13 protein-coding genes, 2 tRNA genes and 1 pseudogene are annotated in these 16,755 nt (G+C 60.4%); 7 read left to right on the top strand and 9 right to left on the bottom strand.

Going from position 1 to position 16,755, the window contains the following annotated elements; all coding sequences use genetic code 11:
- Positions 1-51: 51 nt before the first annotated feature.
- Positions 52-127: transfer RNA gene (locus tag J5M73_RS24880), tRNA-Ala, on the bottom strand.
- A gap of 279 nt (positions 128-406) precedes the next feature.
- Positions 407-1,888, bottom strand: a complete 1,482-nt coding sequence (gene gltX, locus J5M73_RS24875) for a glutamate--tRNA ligase (protein WP_102863683.1) — start codon at positions 1,886-1,888, stop codon at positions 407-409.
- Positions 1,889-2,117: 229 nt separating this feature from the next.
- Between gltX and J5M73_RS31940 the strand changes: the two are divergent.
- Positions 2,118-2,258: pseudogene (locus tag J5M73_RS31940) on the top strand (hypothetical protein); the annotation flags it as partial.
- A 24-nt stretch (positions 2,259-2,282) separates the two neighbouring features.
- Here the strand turns inward: J5M73_RS31940 and uvrB are convergent.
- Positions 2,283-4,298 (bottom strand): excinuclease ABC subunit UvrB, encoded by a 2,016-nt coding sequence (gene uvrB, locus J5M73_RS24870; RefSeq protein ID WP_102863684.1) that lies wholly within the window; start codon positions 4,296-4,298, stop codon positions 2,283-2,285.
- A 335-nt stretch (positions 4,299-4,633) separates the two neighbouring features.
- On the opposite strand from uvrB, the gene J5M73_RS24865 reads away from it, so the two are divergent.
- Together J5M73_RS24865 and J5M73_RS24860 are read left to right on the top strand one after the other, a co-directional pair.
- Complete coding sequence (locus J5M73_RS24865; protein WP_102863685.1) at positions 4,634-5,830, top strand: amino acid aminotransferase; 1,197 nt, start codon at positions 4,634-4,636, stop codon at positions 5,828-5,830.
- A gap of 130 nt (positions 5,831-5,960) precedes the next feature.
- A complete protein-coding gene (locus J5M73_RS24860) occupies positions 5,961-6,158 on the top strand; it encodes a hypothetical protein (protein ID WP_102863687.1) in 198 nt (65 codons plus the stop codon).
- Between the two features lie 6 nt (positions 6,159-6,164).
- Here J5M73_RS24860 and J5M73_RS24855 read toward each other — a convergent pair whose 3' ends face one another.
- The gene (locus J5M73_RS24855; RefSeq protein ID WP_102863689.1) at positions 6,165-6,398 is read right to left on the bottom strand and encodes a hypothetical protein; all 234 of its coding nucleotides are present in this window, start codon (positions 6,396-6,398) and stop codon (positions 6,165-6,167) included.
- A gap of 270 nt (positions 6,399-6,668) precedes the next feature.
- Here J5M73_RS24855 and J5M73_RS24850 point away from each other — a divergent pair.
- From J5M73_RS24850 to J5M73_RS24840, 3 genes are all read left to right on the top strand, one after another.
- Positions 6,669-6,744, top strand: a tRNA-Asn gene (locus J5M73_RS24850).
- Positions 6,745-7,343: 599 nt separating this feature from the next.
- Positions 7,344-8,501, top strand: a complete 1,158-nt coding sequence (locus J5M73_RS24845) for an MFS transporter (RefSeq protein ID WP_102864093.1) — start codon at positions 7,344-7,346, stop codon at positions 8,499-8,501.
- Positions 8,502-8,595: 94 nt separating this feature from the next.
- A complete protein-coding gene (locus J5M73_RS24840; protein ID WP_102863691.1) occupies positions 8,596-9,177 on the top strand; it encodes an SH3 domain-containing protein in 582 nt (193 codons plus the stop codon).
- Positions 9,178-9,239: 62 nt separating this feature from the next.
- Here J5M73_RS24840 and J5M73_RS24835 read toward each other — a convergent pair whose 3' ends face one another.
- The 5 genes from J5M73_RS24835 to J5M73_RS24815 all read right to left on the bottom strand — a co-directional run bounded on the left by J5M73_RS24835 (position 9,240) and on the right by J5M73_RS24815 (position 15,854).
- Positions 9,240-10,781, bottom strand: a complete 1,542-nt coding sequence (locus tag J5M73_RS24835; protein WP_102863693.1) for a nucleobase:cation symporter-2 family protein — start codon at positions 10,779-10,781, stop codon at positions 9,240-9,242.
- 320 nt (positions 10,782-11,101) lie between these two features.
- Positions 11,102-11,923, bottom strand: coding sequence for a hypothetical protein (locus J5M73_RS24830; RefSeq protein WP_102863695.1), 822 nt, complete (start codon positions 11,921-11,923; stop codon positions 11,102-11,104).
- A 117-nt stretch (positions 11,924-12,040) separates the two neighbouring features.
- Positions 12,041-12,865, bottom strand: coding sequence for an arylamine N-acetyltransferase (locus J5M73_RS24825; protein ID WP_102864094.1), 825 nt, complete (start codon positions 12,863-12,865; stop codon positions 12,041-12,043).
- Positions 12,866-13,237: 372 nt separating this feature from the next.
- Positions 13,238-14,809, bottom strand: coding sequence for a GGDEF domain-containing protein (locus J5M73_RS24820; RefSeq protein WP_102863697.1), 1,572 nt, complete (start codon positions 14,807-14,809; stop codon positions 13,238-13,240).
- 184 nt (positions 14,810-14,993) lie between these two features.
- Positions 14,994-15,854 (bottom strand): LysR family transcriptional regulator, encoded by an 861-nt coding sequence (locus J5M73_RS24815; protein WP_102863698.1) that lies wholly within the window; start codon positions 15,852-15,854, stop codon positions 14,994-14,996.
- A 99-nt stretch (positions 15,855-15,953) separates the two neighbouring features.
- On the opposite strand from J5M73_RS24815, the gene J5M73_RS24810 reads away from it, so the two are divergent.
- Positions 15,954-16,604: an NAD(P)H-dependent oxidoreductase gene (locus J5M73_RS24810; RefSeq protein ID WP_207816308.1), complete on the top strand. Its 651-nt coding sequence runs from the start codon at positions 15,954-15,956 to the stop codon at positions 16,602-16,604.
- Positions 16,605-16,755 lie beyond the last annotated feature (151 nt).

Genomic DNA, 16,755 nt, shown 5'->3' with positions numbered 1-16,755 from the left:
CTGAGTACTGATCGATTCAAGGCCGGTGTGGCCAGGCCTTGAACTGTAAATTGGTGGAGCTAGACGGGATCGAACCGTCGACCTCTTGCATGCCATGCAAGCGCTCTCCCAGCTGAGCTATAGCCCCTCGTCGGTGAGGACGGGGCGAATCTTAAGGGGCGATCGGAAGGCTGTCAATTTTTTTTCCGTATTTTGAAAAAAAATTTGCCGGGATAACAACCACTTACCGCCCTGCCCCAAAAACCCTGGCTTTTTCAGCCTTAGCGGCCCGTGCCAACTCCCATAAACGGGGGGCCGCGAGCCGCCTGGAACCCACTTGGCCAGCGACCAATCGACCTGGCGCCTGAGAATCAAGCGTAGTCGAAAAGCCCGTAGCCCCTTGTAGCTCCCCTGCTGCGAAGCGCCGTCAGCCGATGGCGCCCAACAGTTTTTCCCACTCCTTGTTCTCTTTCTTCGACACGCCACCAAGCAGGTCGATGGCCTGGCGCAGACGGAAACGAGTAAGGTCAGGCCCCAGGATCTCCATGGCATCGAGCACCGACACCGAGCTGGCCTGGCCAGTGATCGCAGCGAACATCAGCGGCATGGCGTCACGCAGTTTCAGCTCCAGGGATTCAACCACTGCCTGAATGGTCGCGGTGATGCTGTCTTTCTCCCACTGGCGCAGGCTCTCGAGCTTCCACAGGATCAACTGCATCACTTGCCGCACCTGATCGCCAGAAAGCTTCTTGGATTCGAACAACTTGGCGTCCGGGGTCACGCCACCGGCGAAGAAGAAGCCAGCCAACGGTGCGATCTGGCTGAAGGTCTCCACCCGGCCTTGCACATGGGGCGCGATCTTCATCAGGTATTCAGGATTCAGCGCCCAGGTCTGCACGCGACTGGCGAACTCTTCCACCGGCAGGTCACGCAACCACTGGCCGTTGAGCCAAGACAGTTTCTCGATATCGAAGATCGGCCCACCCAGGGATACCCGCGACAGGTCAAAGTTATCGACCATTTCCTGCAACGAGAACTTCTCGCGCTCGTCCGGCATCGACCAGCCCATGCGCCCCAGATAATTGAGCATGGCTTCCGGCATGAAGCCCATGCGCTCGTAAAAGGTCACAGAGGTCGGATTCTTGCGCTTGGACAGCTTGCTCTTGTCCGGATTGCGCAGCAGCGGCATGTAGCACAGCTGCGGCTGCTCCCAACCGAAGTACTCGTAGAGCAGAATCAGCTTCGGTGCCGAAGGCAGCCACTCTTCACCGCGCAGCACATGGGTGATGCCCATCAGGTGGTCATCGACCACGTTGGCCAGGAAGTAGGTCGGCAGGCCATCGGTCTTCATCAAGACCTGCATGTCCATGCGATCCCACGGAATTTCGACATCGCCACGCAGCAGATCAGGCACCACACAGACGCCTTCGGTCGGCACCTTCATACGAATCACATGGGGCTCACCGGCCGCCAGACGCCGGGCCACTTCTTCCTTGGACAGCAGCAAGGCGCGGCCGTCATAACGCGGCGTCTCGCCACGAGCCATCTGCTCGGCGCGCATCTGGTCCAGCTCTTCGGCCGTGCAGAAGCATGGGAACGCGTGTCCCAGGTCCACCAATTGCTGAGCATATTTCTGATAGATCTCGCCGCGCTCGCTCTGGCGATAAGGACCATGGGGACCGCCCACATCCGGCCCTTCGCTCCAGTTGATGCCCAACCAGCGCAAGGCATCGAAAATCTGCTGCTCGGACTCGCGGGTCGAACGCAACTGATCGGTGTCTTCGATACGCAGGATGAACTCACCGCCATGCTGCTTGGCAAAGCAATAGTTGAACAAAGCGATGTAAGCGGTACCTACGTGGGGGTCCCCGGTAGGCGATGGCGCGATGCGCGTGCGGACGGTGGTCATGGCATATCTCGAAAAGATAGAAAAACGAGGAATAAAACAGGGGGCGAATGGTAACAGGCGACCCCGGCCCGGCTCCAGTAAGGAGGGCATTTAAGCCAAGGTTGCGACTACAGACCGCCGCAAAGCCCATGAATGGTCAAATATCAGCGCCTGGCATTTACCACCCACGGGCTATCTGCCAGGTTCACCCGCTAGTAATTTTTCTTACACTTTTTGATTGCGGCCGCGCGCCCTGGGATTTGACCTGTTCGGGCTGGCGAGCCTCTTTTTCGGAGTGCTCAACCCGGACTTCGCCGGGCCGCAGCGCAATCAGATCCAGATCATCCGCGCCCTGGGGCAGCCGCTGATCATGATCACCATCTCGCTGATCCCACGGTTTAGGGATCGAACGCCGTTAGACGGTCAGCAAGCGCTCGCGCAGCTTGGTGATTTCGTCGCGCATCTGCGCCGCCGCCTCGAACTCCAGGTCCCGGGCCAGTTGGTACATTTTTTCTTCGAGCTGGCGAATGCGCTTGGTGATTTCGCTGGGCGAACGCAGTTCGTTTTCGTAGCGGGCACTTTCTTCGGCGGCCTTGGCCATGCCCTTGCGCTTCTTGCTGCGCGAGCCCGGCACGGTGGCGCCTTCCATGATGTCGGCGACATCCTTGAACACCCCTTTGGGGGTGATGCCGTTGGCCAGGTTGAAGGCAATCTGCTTGTCACGCCGCCGTTCGGTCTCGCCAATCGCCCGCTCCATGGAACCGGTGATGCGGTCGGCATAGAGAATCGCCCGGCCATTGAGATTGCGCGCGGCGCGACCGATGGTCTGGATCAGCGAACGCTCGGAACGCAGGAAGCCTTCCTTATCGGCATCGAGAATCGCCACCAGCGACACTTCCGGCATGTCCAGGCCTTCACGCAGCAGGTTGATCCCCACCAGCACATCGAAGGTACCCAGGCGTAGGTCGCGAATGATTTCCACACGCTCCACGGTGTCGATGTCCGAGTGCAGATAACGCACGCGCACGCCGTGGTCGGCCAGGTAGTCGGTCAAGTCCTCGGCCATGCGCTTGGTCAGGGTGGTGACCAGCACTCGTTCTTCCACCGCCACGCGCTTGGTGATTTCCGACAACAGGTCATCCACCTGGGTCAGGGCCGGGCGTACTTCCACCTGGGGGTCCACCAGGCCGGTGGGACGTACCACCTGCTCCACAATGCGCCCGGCGTGCTCGGCTTCATAGTTGCCCGGGGTAGCAGAGACGAAGATGGTCTGCGGGCTGACACCTTCCCACTCGTCGAAACGCATCGGCCGGTTGTCCAGCGCCGATGGCAGGCGAAAACCATATTCCACCAGAGTCTCCTTGCGCGAACGGTCGCCCTTATACATGGCGCCCACCTGAGGCACGCTGACGTGGGATTCGTCGATCACCAACAGCGCATCCGCCGGCAGGTAGTCGTACAAGGTGGGTGGCGCGGCGCCGGCGGGACGGCCGGAGAGGTAGCGCGAGTAGTTCTCGATGCCGTTGCAATAGCCCAGCTCGAGGATCATCTCCAGATCGAAACGGGTGCGTTGTTCCAGACGTTGGGCTTCCACCAGTTTGTTGTTGGAGCGCAGGTATTCCAGGCGCTCCTGCAGTTCCACCTTGATCCCCTCGATAGCGTCCAGCAGGGTTTCCCGTGGGGTCACGTAGTGGCTCTTGGGGTAGAAGGTGAAACGCGGCAGCTTGCGGATCACTTCGCCGGTCAACGGGTCGAAAGCGCTGATGCTTTCCACTTCGTCGTCGAACAGCTCGATGCGGATCGCTTCCAGGTCGGATTCCGCCGGATAAATGTCGATCACGTCGCCACGCACACGGAAGGTGGCACGAGCGAAGTCCATATCGTTGCGGGTGTATTGCAGGTCCGCCAGGCGCCGCAGCAAGGCACGCTGGTCGAGCTTGTCGCCGCGGTCCACGTGCAGAACCATTTTCAGGTAGGTTTCCGGGCTGCCCAGACCATAGATGCAGGACACCGTGGTCACGATGATCGCGTCCTTGCGCTCCAGCAGCGCCTTGGTCGCCGACAGGCGCATCTGCTCGATATGGTCGTTGATCGAGGCATCCTTCTCGATAAAGGTATCCGAGGAAGGCACATAGGCTTCGGGCTGGTAGTAGTCGTAATAGGAAACGAAGTACTCCACCGCGTTGTTCGGGAAGAAGGCCTTGAATTCGCCATACAACTGGGCCGCCAGGGTCTTGTTCGGCGCCAGTACCAGGGTTGGGCGCTGCACCTGGGCGATCACGTTGGCAATGCTGAAAGTCTTGCCCGAGCCGGTCACGCCGAGCAGGGTCTGGTGGGCCAGTCCGGCCTCGATGCCTTCGACCAGCAGGCGGATGGCTTCCGGCTGGTCGCCGGCGGGCTGGAAGCGAGTGACTAGCTGGAATTCGGACATATCTACCTCTGGGATCATTCATGCGCGGCCATACCGTACAGGAACGAGAAACACCGCGTACGACCCATGTCGCCGAGGAAAAAACCGGAATGAGCTGGATGTGGAGGCAGATACCACGGCTTTCAAGGTAAAGGTCTTACACCCGTTAACACCCGGAAGGTTGCAATAAGACTAACGGTCGAAAAATAAAGCGAAAAACTTGTCGCAAAAGGTCAATCGGCTGTCGCCCCCCGCGATGATGGCCTCTATACTAGCTCCCCGTTTGTGCACCGCTCTAGTGCATTCGGCTGGAGCGCGACACGTCCCTCCACACTCCATTCAGAGCCGCCGTAAAAATGAGCCTGTTCTCCGCTGTCGAAATGGCACCACGCGATCCAATCCTGGGCCTCAACGAAGCATTCAACGCCGACACCCGAACCAACAAGGTCAACCTTGGGGTGGGCGTGTACTGCAACGAGGAGGGACGCATTCCACTCCTGCGCGCCGTTGTCGAAGCCGAGACAATTCGCGCCGCTCAACACGCTTCCCGTGGTTACCTGCCGATCGACGGCATTGCCGCCTATGACCAAGCGGTACAGAAACTGCTGTTCGGCAACGACTCGCCCCTGCTGGCCGCTGGCCGCGTGGTCACCACCCAGGCCGTTGGCGGTACTGGTGCACTGAAGATCGGCGCCGACTTCCTCAAGCAACTGCTGCCCAACGCTGTAGTCGCCATCAGTGATCCAAGCTGGGAAAACCACCGCGCACTGTTCGAAACCGCTGGTTTTCCGGTGCGGAACTACCGCTACTACGACGCCGCCACCCACGACGTAAACCGCGCCGGCCTGCTGGAAGACCTCAACGCCCTGCCGGCCCAATCGATCGTGGTGCTGCATGCCTGCTGCCACAACCCGACCGGTGTCGACCTGACTCCGCAGGACTGGAAAAACGTCCTGGAAGTGGTCAAGGCGAAAAACCTCGTGCCATTCCTCGACATGGCCTACCAGGGCTTTGGCGACGGCATCGACGAAGACGCCGCGGCCGTGCGCCTGTTCGCCGAGTCGGGCCTGACCTTCTTCGTGTCCAGCTCGTTCTCCAAGTCGTTCTCGCTGTACGGCGAGCGCGTTGGCGCTCTGTCCATCGTCAGCAGCTCGAAGGAAGAAAGCGCTCGCGTGCTGTCCCAGGTCAAGCGCGTGATCCGCACCAACTACTCCAACCCGCCAACCCATGGCGCAACCATCGTTGCCGCGGTGCTGAACAATCCGGAACTGCGCGCCCAGTGGGAGCAGGAACTGGCGGAAATGCGCCTGCGCATTCGCGGCATGCGCACCCAGATGGTCGACTTGCTGGCCAAAGGCGCCCCTGAGCACGACTTCAGTTTTGTCGGCCGCCAGTGCGGCATGTTCTCCTACTCCGGCCTGACCGTTGAGCAAGTGACCCGCCTGCGCAACGAATTCGGCATCTACGCCCTGGACACCGGCCGCATCTGCGTGGCCGCACTGAACCAGAACAACATCGACGTGGTGACCAAGGCCATCCTCCAGGTGATCTGATTCACGGCCGTCGCGCAAAAAGGGGAAGCCATGGTGCTTCCCCTTTTTTGTGCGCGCTCAGCTAATAACCAGTCCAGCCCCTGCATCCTCTAGACTGAGGCCACGCCTCCCTTGCCGATCGAGAATCCAGATGAAAGACGATGACCTGCGGGCCGACCGCGACGAACTGGAGCACTACTTGCCCCGCTCGCAGAAACGCGAAAAGAGCCTGGTACTGCAAATCGCCCTCGGCGTGTTCCTCGGTGGTCTGGCCCTGTGGCTGGTGCAACTGGCAGCCACATCGCTGATGGCCAAGCTGATGCTGGGCACCCTGACCTTCGGCGGCTGAACCGACTCAACCCGCCAGTTCACGCATTCGCTGACTGGCGGCATCATCAAAGGCCACGTACAACGCCTCAGCGACCTGGCTCTTGATGGCCTTGGCACTCTCCAGCCCCAGGACAAAACCTTCGGCCTTGCCCGCCGCGCGGTTCAGATCCGCCGCTGCCGCTGCCTGGGTAATGGCATCCCACAACTTGTCGGCCTGAGGCCCGACTCCCTTGGGCAGGTTGATCTGCTCGATGCTCATGACAGCACCTCGCATCGCGATGCAAAAAAATGAGTGGGAACCTGGGATAAATCGAAGCGCATCATAAAAACGTACCTTTGCGGCTTGAGGCCGGCAGCGCGTGAAACCACTTCCGGGGAGCCATGGTAGCCCCTATCGGATCACGTACAGCCCCGCTAGCTGATAAAACCCTTGAAGTAATGTCAGCAGATCATTCAGAACCTCGCCGCACTGAAAAAAACATTCACAGCTTGTTGACTTCCCTTTCTGAATCAGTAAGATACGGCGCATTCCGCGATAGCTCAGTTGGTAGAGCAAGTGACTGTTAATCACTGGGTCCCTGGTTCGAGTCCAGGTCGTGGAGCCATATTCCTACACTGATTTGCCTCAAACCCAACAAGAGCGCCCTGCTCTTTTGGCAAATCAGCAGAAAAAAACCACTATCAGTTCCATGATCCGCATGTCAGCCAGACATGCGGATAAAGTGCTTTGCGAGCCGAATGGCTCAGACAAAGGTCTGGTTGCCTTGCCGCAATGGCCTGACGTAGGCTGTGCGCCTATTTTTCCGGCCAGTCAGACAACGATGTTCCTGCCAGCACAGTCCCCGTGCCTCTCCCCCTCGATGAGCCCTTCGGCAACCCTGGCCGTTGCCCAGCATGATTGCGCGATCAACCGTCGCCGCCGCAGCGTCCTGTTCGCCTTCACCTTCTCCCCGCACCAAGGCAGTCGCTAACCGCGATTGAGCCTGGCACCGCCCCGCCACCTTTGGCGCCGATGCAGAGGCTGGCTCGCCAGCGAAGACGTCTCGAAGTGCGCCGCACCATTCAATGACCGCTTCGCCAGCAGCCGGCCCCTACGCCGAGGGCACAGGCCCGGCTCTCGCCCGTATCTCGGCGGATGCTGTCACGCGGCGTCCGCAACATCTCCATTTTTCAGCGCCTGACGCTTCAGGCGCGAGTCTTGATCATGAACAAAGCCTTGTTAGCTGCCTTGATCCTGGGCATTTCCATTGTCGGCCTGAGCATCGGCTCCACAGTGCCGATCCTTGCCCTGCGCCTGTACCAGGCCGGCGCGTCGAACAATCAGATTGGCATCATGTCAGCCCTGCCTGCGGCGGGCATGATGCTTTCGGCCTTCCTGGTCAATGCCTTGTGCCAGCGCCTGACCCGGCGCCAGATCTATCTGCTGTGTTTCAGCCTCTGCGCCCTGAGCGTGGCAGCCCTGGAACTGCCGGGCGCCAACCTCTTCAGCCTGGGATTGGCCCGGGTCGCCATGGGGCTTGGGGCCGGGCTGATCATCATTCTCGGGGAAACCTGGGTCAATGAAATGGCCGAAGACGCCAGCCGTGGCCGCTTGGTGGCGGTCTACACCACCTGTTTCACCTTCTTCCAACTGCTGGGCCCTGGCCTGGTATCACTGCTGGGCACCGAGGGGCCGCTCGTACTCGCCATTGTCAGCCTCGGTTATGCCGTGGCGATCGCCGTGGTCTGGCTGACTCTGCCCCAGGAAGACTCCCCAAGTCCTCACGAGGAAAGCCGGACCTTCTCGGTGCTGGGCTTTATCCGCATCGCCCCGGCGTTGTGTGTGGGCATACTGTTCTTCGCCTTCTTCGACAGCGTCGTGCTGTCGCTGTTTCCGGTGTACGCGGCCACTCATGGCTACAGCATCAAACTGGCGGCACTGATGGTGACCATCATTCTCCTGGGAGATACGGCGTTCCAGTTCCCCCTGGGCTGGCTCTCGGACAAGCTGGGGCGCCCGGGGATCTACCTCGGCTGCGGCATCATCGCTCTGCTGATCGGCCTGTGCCTGCCACTGTTGATGCAATCCCCCGGCCTGCTCTGGCCAAGCCTGGTCATCCTCGGCGCGGCGGCGGGCGGCATCTACACCCTGGCGATCGTGCTGATCGGGCAATCCTTCAGCGGAGCGGATCTGGTGACCGCCAATGCCAGCGCCGGTCTGCTCTGGGGCATCGGCAGCCTGCTGGGACCACTGCTCAGTGGCGCCGCCATGAGCGGTGGCAGCTATGGCTTGCCCCTGACCCTGTCGGCGGCCGCCGCGGTGGTGGTGGTAATGGCTCTGTCCCTGGTGCGCCAGGGGCAGTTCAGCAAGGTCACGGAGTAAGTCACGCTGCTCAAAGGGCGGCCTGGAAACATTCACAGGCCGCCTCTTTGTCATTACCATCGCGCCATCCGAATCCCCTGATGAAAACTGTGCAATGAACCGACCTCTGTGCCTCCTGTCCCTGTGGGGGCTGTTGTCTCTGTTACCGCTACAGGCCCTGGCCGCCTCCACGGTGGATTGCGCCACCCTGAGCGACAACGCCTCTCTGGAAGCCGGCGAATACCGCCCGCCCCTGGAAGCCAAGGTCATAGGCCAAGGACGGTTGCACTTTCACAGTGGGCCGAATGCCGCCTGCGTGAACCAGAAGCTCTATGTGATTCCGGGCGACGGCCTGACCGTGTACGCCTCCAGCGACAGCGGCTGGGCCCAAGTCATGTACATCGCCAAAAACGGTGAGGACTACAGTGGCTGGGTCGAGGAAAAACGCCTGCAACTGGGCGGTCACTACGGCGGCCCACAGCTGCCGGCCGAGGTCACGGCCTTTATCCAGCGTCACGAAGATTGCCAGCACTTTGCCGGCGAGGAGGCGTATGACGAGGAGCGTCGGGCCGAACTGGAGAAAGCCGTTAACGACGTCTGTATCGGCCATGATCGCCAGCTCGCAGCCTTGCGCGGGCAGTACAAGGACAACCCCGATGCCCTGCAAGCCCTGGAGCCCCTGGACAACCTCGAATAATGACTCACCCATAAAAAACGGCGCCTTCAGGGCGCCGTTTTTTAATGTCGCAATGATTGCACTCAGTGCGTGGTTTGCGCACTGCCTCGAGCATGGCTCGGTGCCGAGCCGTCCCCAAGCGGATTCGACGACTGTCCCGAAACCTCAGCTACCAGCGGCACTTCATTGCCTTCGGCATCGTGCAGCTTGCCACCGCTGAAGTAGTCCCCCTCACGCAGTACGGCAATGTCCTGGAAGCGCAGGCTGCGCTCGGTGCCAGCGACGAACACCGACTGCTGGTCCGAGTTGCCGGCGGTGAAATGGTTGAACGCCAGGTTCAGCAGGATCGCCATGATCGCCGACGAGCTGATGCCCGAGTGGAAGATCGTCGCAAACCAGCTGGGGAAGTGGTCGTAGAAGCTCGGCGCAGCGATCGGGATCATGCCGAAGCCGATGGAGGTCGCAACGATGATCAGGTTCATGTTGTTGCGGTAGTCGACCTTGGACAGGGTACGAATGCCACTGGCCGCCACGGTGCCAAACAGCACGATACCGGCACCGCCCAATACCGAGGTGGGCACCGCCGCAATCACCCGCCCCATAAAGGGCAGCAGGCCGAGGACTACCAGAAACACGCCGCCGGTAGCCACTACAAAACGGCTCTTGATCCCGGTGACCGCCACCAGCCCGACGTTCTGGGCAAACGCACTCTGAGTGAAGGAACCGAAGATCGGCGCGATCATGCTCGACAGCATATCGGCACGCAGCCCATCCCCCAGGCGCTTGGAGTCGACCTTGGTGTGGATGATTTCACCCACCGCGAGGATGTCCGCCGAGGTTTCCACCAGGGTCACCATGACCACGATGCACATCGACAGGATCGCTGCGACATGGAAAGTCGGCATCCCGAAGTGGAACGGCGTGGGCAGGCCAAACATCGGCCCCTGAGTGACACCGGAAAAATCCGCCATGCCCAGGAACACCGCGATCACCGTACCGATGACCATGGCAAGGAGAATCGACAGCCGGGAAATCGCCGCGCTGCCGATCTTGCTCAGCAGCAACACCAGTACCAGGGTGAGGGCCGCCAGACCGATGTTCGACATGCTGCCGAAATCCGCCGCCCGGCTATTGCCGCCCATCGCCCAGCGCGCCGCCACAGGCATCAACGTCAAGCCGATGGTGGTGATGACAATGCCGGTGACCAGCGGGGGAAAGAACTTGGTAATGCGAGAGAACACCGGCGTAATCAGCAGGCCGATCAGCGAAGCTGCAATCACCGCCCCCAGAATTGACTGGAAGCCGCCCTCGCCGCTGCTGGTGACAATCGCCACCATGGTCGATACGCCCGCAAAGGACACCCCTTGAACCAACGGCAGCTTGCAGCCGAAAAACGGCACGCCGAGCGTTTGTAGCAAGGTTGCCAGCCCCCCTGCAAACAACGAAGCGGCGATCAGCAGGCCGATCTCCGCTGGCGACAGACCGGCCGCCTGGCCGACGATCAGTGGCACCGCAACGATACCGCCATACATGGTCAGAACGTGTTGCAGGCCATAAGCCATATTCGCGGCAATACCCAAATTTTCATCTTCGGGACGTTGCTGTGAAACCTGGGGCGTATTCATGGTGTGGGGTTCCCTGTTTTTGTTATGCGCACACTGTATGCAACAACAAAGACAACTGTCCATAGGATTGTATACAGTTTATCGGTCAATCTTCGGGCACTTCCCCCTGCTGATTCACCGATAAAAAGCCCCGCTCAGGTCGTACGGATCACCCTTTTCCAGCCTGAATGGCCGCCCCAGAGCCACCGCCCCACATCGGGCCGGCAGGACCTGTGCAGCCAGCCGACATCCTCTCCCCCCAACTCCACCCGCTGAAACACAACGCAAAAAAAGGCCGATCCATTGGCTGGATCGACCCTCGCTGCACACAAAAAGACCAATCAGTTGGACGGTACGCGGATCTTGTACACATTGGGTGCGACACGAATCCACTGATCGCTGACCAGCGGATAGACCCGGGTCCGCGCCGACAAACGCAACAGCTGCGAGTTGATGTTGGCCAGGGTCTTCACGTTGCCGTCACGCTGATAGCTGAGCATGTTGTCGCGCACATTGATGATGGTGTTCCAGGTGTCCTTGTTATTGATGATGTACTGGGCATTGGTTTCGAATTGCTCACCCGGATCATCATTGCGACCGTTCGGACCGAGAAACAGGTTCCAGGGCATCCAGGTGTAGAAGCCATGAAAGGTGTCCCAACCCAGGGGCCGTGGCGGCACGCCCGCATTGGCCCGCACCACGCCCCGACCGATCTCCTCGAGCAACGTCTTGGCCTGGTCATAATCCGCCGCCACCGGCGCAGTGACGTTGACTCGATTGTCCTGGCCATAGCTGAGGAAACGTGCGCCAAAGCCGTCCCAGAAACCCTTCAGCTCCTTCAAGTGCCCACGCTGCACCACGGACATGTAGAAATCCCGCAATTGGTTGTAGGCAATGATGTGGTGTCGACTCACCGGCACCGTGAACGCCGGCCCGACTCCGGACGTCTTGAGATCGGCACTGTAGTTGTCGGACGGTGGATAGGGCGACCCGGCCCGCGCGTCCATGCTCAGGTTGTAGTTGCCGTCGGGGTTGGGGACCGCGAAGCTGCTGGTGGAACACAGGCTGACCACTGCCAGCAGCGCAGCGAACAGCCCCTGCTTGAAACGCCTCAGCGGTGTTGCGGTACTGCCGGACACCGTGGATCGATGTATTTTCTGCATGATTCTCTCCATAGAAAATTGCCGGTTTGCCGGTGGATTCTATGGAGCGCCAGCTTGGGATTTTAATCGGGAAGTGCTTCCGTATTCGGCTCCCGCTCCCGGTACGACAGGTGGTGATCAGGCCTCCAGCAAGCGCTCGAGCACTCGCGACAGCTCGGGATGCTCCGGCAGACGCAAGGCAAACTCGTCCCGCAACAACTGCATCAGCTCCCCCGCATTAGTGATCTGCCGCCGCTCGCTGGGCTGCCCCACGCGATGCAAAGCGTAGCTGCCGTTGTTCAGGGTTCGGCGCACCCCCGGCCCTATCAGCGCCACCTTCAACTGACCGAGGAAAGGCGAGTCACGGTGAGTCGAGACGTACCAGTTGCCCATTTCGTAGTCCACGTCGCCCTGTATCTGCAGATCAAAGACGTACAGGGCCCGCCACTCATCCATGACCTTGGCGCGCAGGGTGTAGCTACCGTCTCGCTCGGTAATGCGATAGGGCTCGTGGGGTGTTGCCTGCTCTGCTTCAGTATCGAGCAGCAAGGGCGCAGTGGGCACCATGCCGCCGAAGCCGACATCGGCGATGTAGCGCTGCCCGTCCAGGTGCAACAGCGTCAACCTGTGACTGCGCGCGGTGAGCGCATCCTCCGGCCCGCCCATGACCACCCGCCCGGTAATGCCACGCGCCTCATAGCCCAGATGCTGCAACAGCACCAGGAACGTCTGATTGAGTTCATAGCAATAGCCACCGCGCCCCTCTTGCAGAATCTTGCGTTCCACCGTGCCCAGGTCGATGGGCACCGGCAGGCGCAACAAGGTAGAAAGGCTTTCGAAGGCAAACTCGCAGACATGTCGCCATTGCAGTTCTCGCAGGGTTTCCAGGGTCGGCGGCGGCGCGCTGTGGTAACCCAGTCGGCGCAAATAGAGGTCAATGTTCATCAGGTGCGGCTGGCTCATGCACAAATCCTTGAAATGAGTGTCGCGCAGGGCTCCGGAGATGCTTGTGCCGATCCGCTTGTCCAGCGCCGGTCCCTGCCAGGTCAACGATAGGTATAAGCCAGAAACGGGGCATTCCAACAATCGATTCGGCTGATATTTTTTATCGCATTGGCCCGGGATTGGCTCTTGCCAAGAGCTGACGGTGATTCTGTAGTAACCACCGCCCCAGTGGCCTCGCCCAGGCGCGGTGAGCGTCCTGCCTGTGGCTCAAAAATCATTCGGCACGGGGCTTCTACCGGGACCAGGGACATGACGCCGCAGGCACCACCACCTATGAGGTTGGTGGCAATACCTGCGCCAATCAGATCTTCTGCAAAGCCTGACAATGACTCAACGGTCGGAGCGCTGCAGCAGATCCTCGGCGCTCTCCACCGCCAGGGCCATCACCCGGTTGCGCCCCGTGGCCTTGGCCTGATACAGCGCTGCATCCGCCCGTTCTATGAAGACTTCGATGCTGTCGCGCCCCGTAGGGACGAAGGAGTAACAGCCCAGACTGATGGTCACGCGCCCCACTGGAGAACCGGAATGGCTGATGTTGCGCTCCATGACGCTCTGGCGAATCTGCTCGGCCATGGCCAGGGCACCGTGGATATCGGTATCGGGTAGCAGCACCGCGAACTCTTCCCCGCCATAACGCACGGCCAGGTCGGTCTTGCGATGACAACACCCTTTCAGGGCCTGGGCCACCTCTGCCAGACAATGATCGCCGGCCACATGGCCGTAGGTATCGTTGTAACGCTTGAAGTAATCGATGTCGGCGATGATCAGGCTCAGCGGCGTGCTCTGCCGCGCCCCGCGACCGAACTCGATCTCCAGGGAACGCTCGAACAGCCGCCGATTGCCCAAACCGGTCAGACTGTCATGGGTGGCAATCACCTCCAAAGCCTCCTGGGCCTTGCGCAGATCGGTTTCGATCCGCTCGTTGTTGCGCACCTGGCTCACAAACACCCAGCCGAACAGCCCCACTCCCAGCAGCACCAGAGCGACGATGGCCGTGGATTGATAGGCCGAGGCGTACCAGCCCTTGAGAATCGAGTCCTTGGAGTTGGCCGCCGCCACCACCAGCGGATACGCCTGCAACTGGCGATAGCCATACAAGCGCGTCACCCCATCCACGATCGAGGTGATCATGGCGTTGCCGGAGGTGGCCTCAGGCAGGTACTTGCTGAAAATCTCGCCACGGGACAGGGAGGCCCCCACCTGCCGCTCCTCAAATGGCCGCCGCGCGATCAGGGTGCCATCGGACAGGGCGAGAAACATCACGCCCTGCTCATCGATATTGAAGCTTTTGAAGAATTGATCGAAGTAAGCCAGCTTGATGCCGGCCATCAGCACGCCCTGGAAGTTCCCGTTCTGGTCATTGATCCGCCGCGAAATGGGAATGATCCACTCGCCGTTGGCGCGACTGCGAATCGCCGGACTGATATGGGCCTGCAGCGAAGCGTTCTGCTGGTGGAACCTGAAGTAGTCACGATCTGCCACGTCCTTGCCATGAGGCGAATCGTTAAAGGAACTGACCACCCACTGGCCTTGCTTGTCATAGAGAAACACTCCGCTGAGTTGCACCAGGGCCTGTACCCGCCGAGCAAAGATCTGTTGCAGACGCAGTCGCTGCACGGGCCCCTCGCCGATGGCCTGGATCCACTCGGAAAGGCTCATCAGCACCAGGTCGGCCTCCATGAAGGTGTCCTCCGCCTGCTGGGCAATGGCCCGAGTCAGGTTGGTGGAGTTGACCTCTGCCTGCGCCAGGTCATGGCGCCAGGACTGCTCTAGCTGGAGGTAGAGCAAACCGCACAGGCACAGGAACACCGTGGCGATAAAGGCCACCGCGGCCTTGAGCAGCGGCAAGCGTTTCAAGGTGCCACCCGGGGCGTGTTGAGCGTCGTAAATGGGGACAGGCAAAAGGGGCGTCCTGACGGGAAAAGCCTGAACTACGCGGCAGATCCCTGGTTGTTTTCGAGACCGGTTCACTGACCAGCATCCTGTAAAACATCGGCTCCATGGCGTTCAAACACAGGCCAGGGGCCGCTCGCAACCGCATCCGATCTAGCCCCTTGCAGGGGTTATCGGCCGCAGAGGACGATGCCTAAAGCGCGGATCGTCGGCTGGAACAATATTCGACGATGACCTGAGTCAGTGCCGCCACAACGGCCGGGTCCGCGTCGGACGCAGTAAACAGCCGGAACTGGGCCTGAGGCAACTCCGGCAAACCGTATTCCGCCCCCAGTGCACACAGCCCTGCTCCCAACTGACTGACCGCCATGGGCGCCACGGCGAAGCCCGACAGCACTGCGGCACGCAAGGCCCCATTGCTGCTGCAGAGCATGGCCGTACGCTGGGCGATGCCGGCTTTGGCCAACCGCCCCAGGGCCACCGCCCGATAAGGACAAGGCTCAGGAAACAGCGCCAGGGGCAAAGGCTCAGGCAAGGGTGCCACTGATTGTGGCAGCCCGGCCCAGACCAGAGGTTCGGACCAGAGCAACTGGCCTGGCGCTGCTGTTTCGCACAAGGACCCCACCACCAGCTGCAAACTGCCCTGAGCCAGAAGATCCAGGAGGGTACCGGGGATGCTCACCTGCACATCGAGCTGGATACCCGGGAACTGCCCGGCAAAATCCAGTAGCGCGCGCAACAGACGGGGCTCGGCGAAATCCTCCGCCAACCCAATCCCCACACGCCCATGGAACGGCACCCGGGTCAACTCGGTCCAGGCGTCGCGATTCAACGCCAGAATGGCTCGGGCGTAGGCCATCAGCCGCTCGCCATCGGCTGTCAGTTGCTGTGAGCGGGTGGTGCGTTGCAGCAGCGGCTTGCCGACCTGCTGTTCCAGGCGCCGCAGATGGCCGCTGACCGCCGACTGGGTCAAATGCAGTTTTTGTGCTGCACGACTGAACCCCTGTTCATCGACAACAGCGACAAAGGTACGAAGCAGCAAGGCATCGAACATATTTCATATCGCCATCAATAAGCCTTAGATCGACAATTTATATTTATAAATCAGCTATGTTGCAATAGCGGTCATCCCTGTCCACCAAGAGATTCGTTCATGACCCGGCTCCTGCACATCCAATGCTCGCCTCGCTTACATCGCTCCGCCTCCCTGGAAATCGCCCGCAGTTTTATCCAGCGCTATCAACAACAGGTTCCCGACACTCAAGTCAGCACCCTGGACCTTTGGAGCCTGGAACTGCCGGAGCTCGATCAGACAGCAATGGACGCCAAGTACGCCCGACTCGGTGGCCAGCCGTTGAACGCTAGCGAACAAAGCGCGTGGGACCGACTCCAGGAACTCGCCGCGCCCCTGCATCAGGCCGACCTGTTGGTGTTCTCCGTGCCGCTGTGGAATTTCAGCATTCCCTACAAGCTCAAGCATTTCATTGACCTGGTATCACACCAGGGAATCCTCTTCAGCTTCGACCCCGAGCACGGGCTGCAGGGCCTGTTGCGCAACAAGACAGCGGTGGTGAGCTACGCCCGCGGCCTGGATTTTTCAGCCCAGTCGAACACTCCGGCCCAAGCGTTCGATTTCCAGAAACCCTACATCGAGGCTTGGCTGAACTTCATCGGCATTGCCGACCAGCATTCGCTGGTGGTGGAGAAAACCATTCTCGGGCCTGACATCGACCAGGCCTCCCGGCAAGCGACCGCGCGCCAGGCACACGGCCTGGCCGAGCAACTGGCAGCCCGCCGTCCCTAGTACTCGAAAAAGACCGGTGGAGCGACTGACAGTTTCCGCCGGTCTGCAACCTTCCACAGTTCCCCAGGCGAAACTCCCACCGCCTCGCCCCCTTTTATCAACAGGCCTGCACTGATCGGCACGAATCATCAAAAAGCTCACAAAAACGCCG

The sequence above is a fragment of the Pseudomonas sp. 50_B genome (assembly GCF_017491625.1).
GTDB lineage: Bacteria > Pseudomonadota > Gammaproteobacteria > Pseudomonadales > Pseudomonadaceae > Aquipseudomonas > Aquipseudomonas danubii.
This window is presented reverse-complemented; position numbering and strand designations above follow the sequence as displayed.

Coding starts and splice junctions, on each gene's coding strand:
- gltX (WP_102863683.1), bottom strand. CDS start 1,888: ATGACCACCGTCCGCACGCGCATCGCGCCATCGCCTACCGGGGACCCC.
- uvrB (WP_102863684.1), bottom strand. CDS start 4,298: ATGTCCGAATTCCAGCTAGTCACTCGCTTCCAGCCCGCCGGCGACCAG.
- J5M73_RS24865 (WP_102863685.1), top strand. CDS start 4,634: ATGAGCCTGTTCTCCGCTGTCGAAATGGCACCACGCGATCCAATCCTG.
- J5M73_RS24860 (WP_102863687.1), top strand. CDS start 5,961: ATGAAAGACGATGACCTGCGGGCCGACCGCGACGAACTGGAGCACTAC.
- J5M73_RS24855 (WP_102863689.1), bottom strand. CDS start 6,398: ATGAGCATCGAGCAGATCAACCTGCCCAAGGGAGTCGGGCCTCAGGCC.
- J5M73_RS24845 (WP_102864093.1), top strand. CDS start 7,344: ATGAACAAAGCCTTGTTAGCTGCCTTGATCCTGGGCATTTCCATTGTC.
- J5M73_RS24840 (WP_102863691.1), top strand. CDS start 8,596: ATGAACCGACCTCTGTGCCTCCTGTCCCTGTGGGGGCTGTTGTCTCTG.
- J5M73_RS24835 (WP_102863693.1), bottom strand. CDS start 10,781: ATGAATACGCCCCAGGTTTCACAGCAACGTCCCGAAGATGAAAATTTG.
- J5M73_RS24830 (WP_102863695.1), bottom strand. CDS start 11,923: ATGCAGAAAATACATCGATCCACGGTGTCCGGCAGTACCGCAACACCG.
- J5M73_RS24825 (WP_102864094.1), bottom strand. CDS start 12,865: ATGAGCCAGCCGCACCTGATGAACATTGACCTCTATTTGCGCCGACTG.
- J5M73_RS24815 (WP_102863698.1), bottom strand. CDS start 15,854: ATGTTCGATGCCTTGCTGCTTCGTACCTTTGTCGCTGTTGTCGATGAA.
- J5M73_RS24810 (WP_207816308.1), top strand. CDS start 15,954: ATGACCCGGCTCCTGCACATCCAATGCTCGCCTCGCTTACATCGCTCC.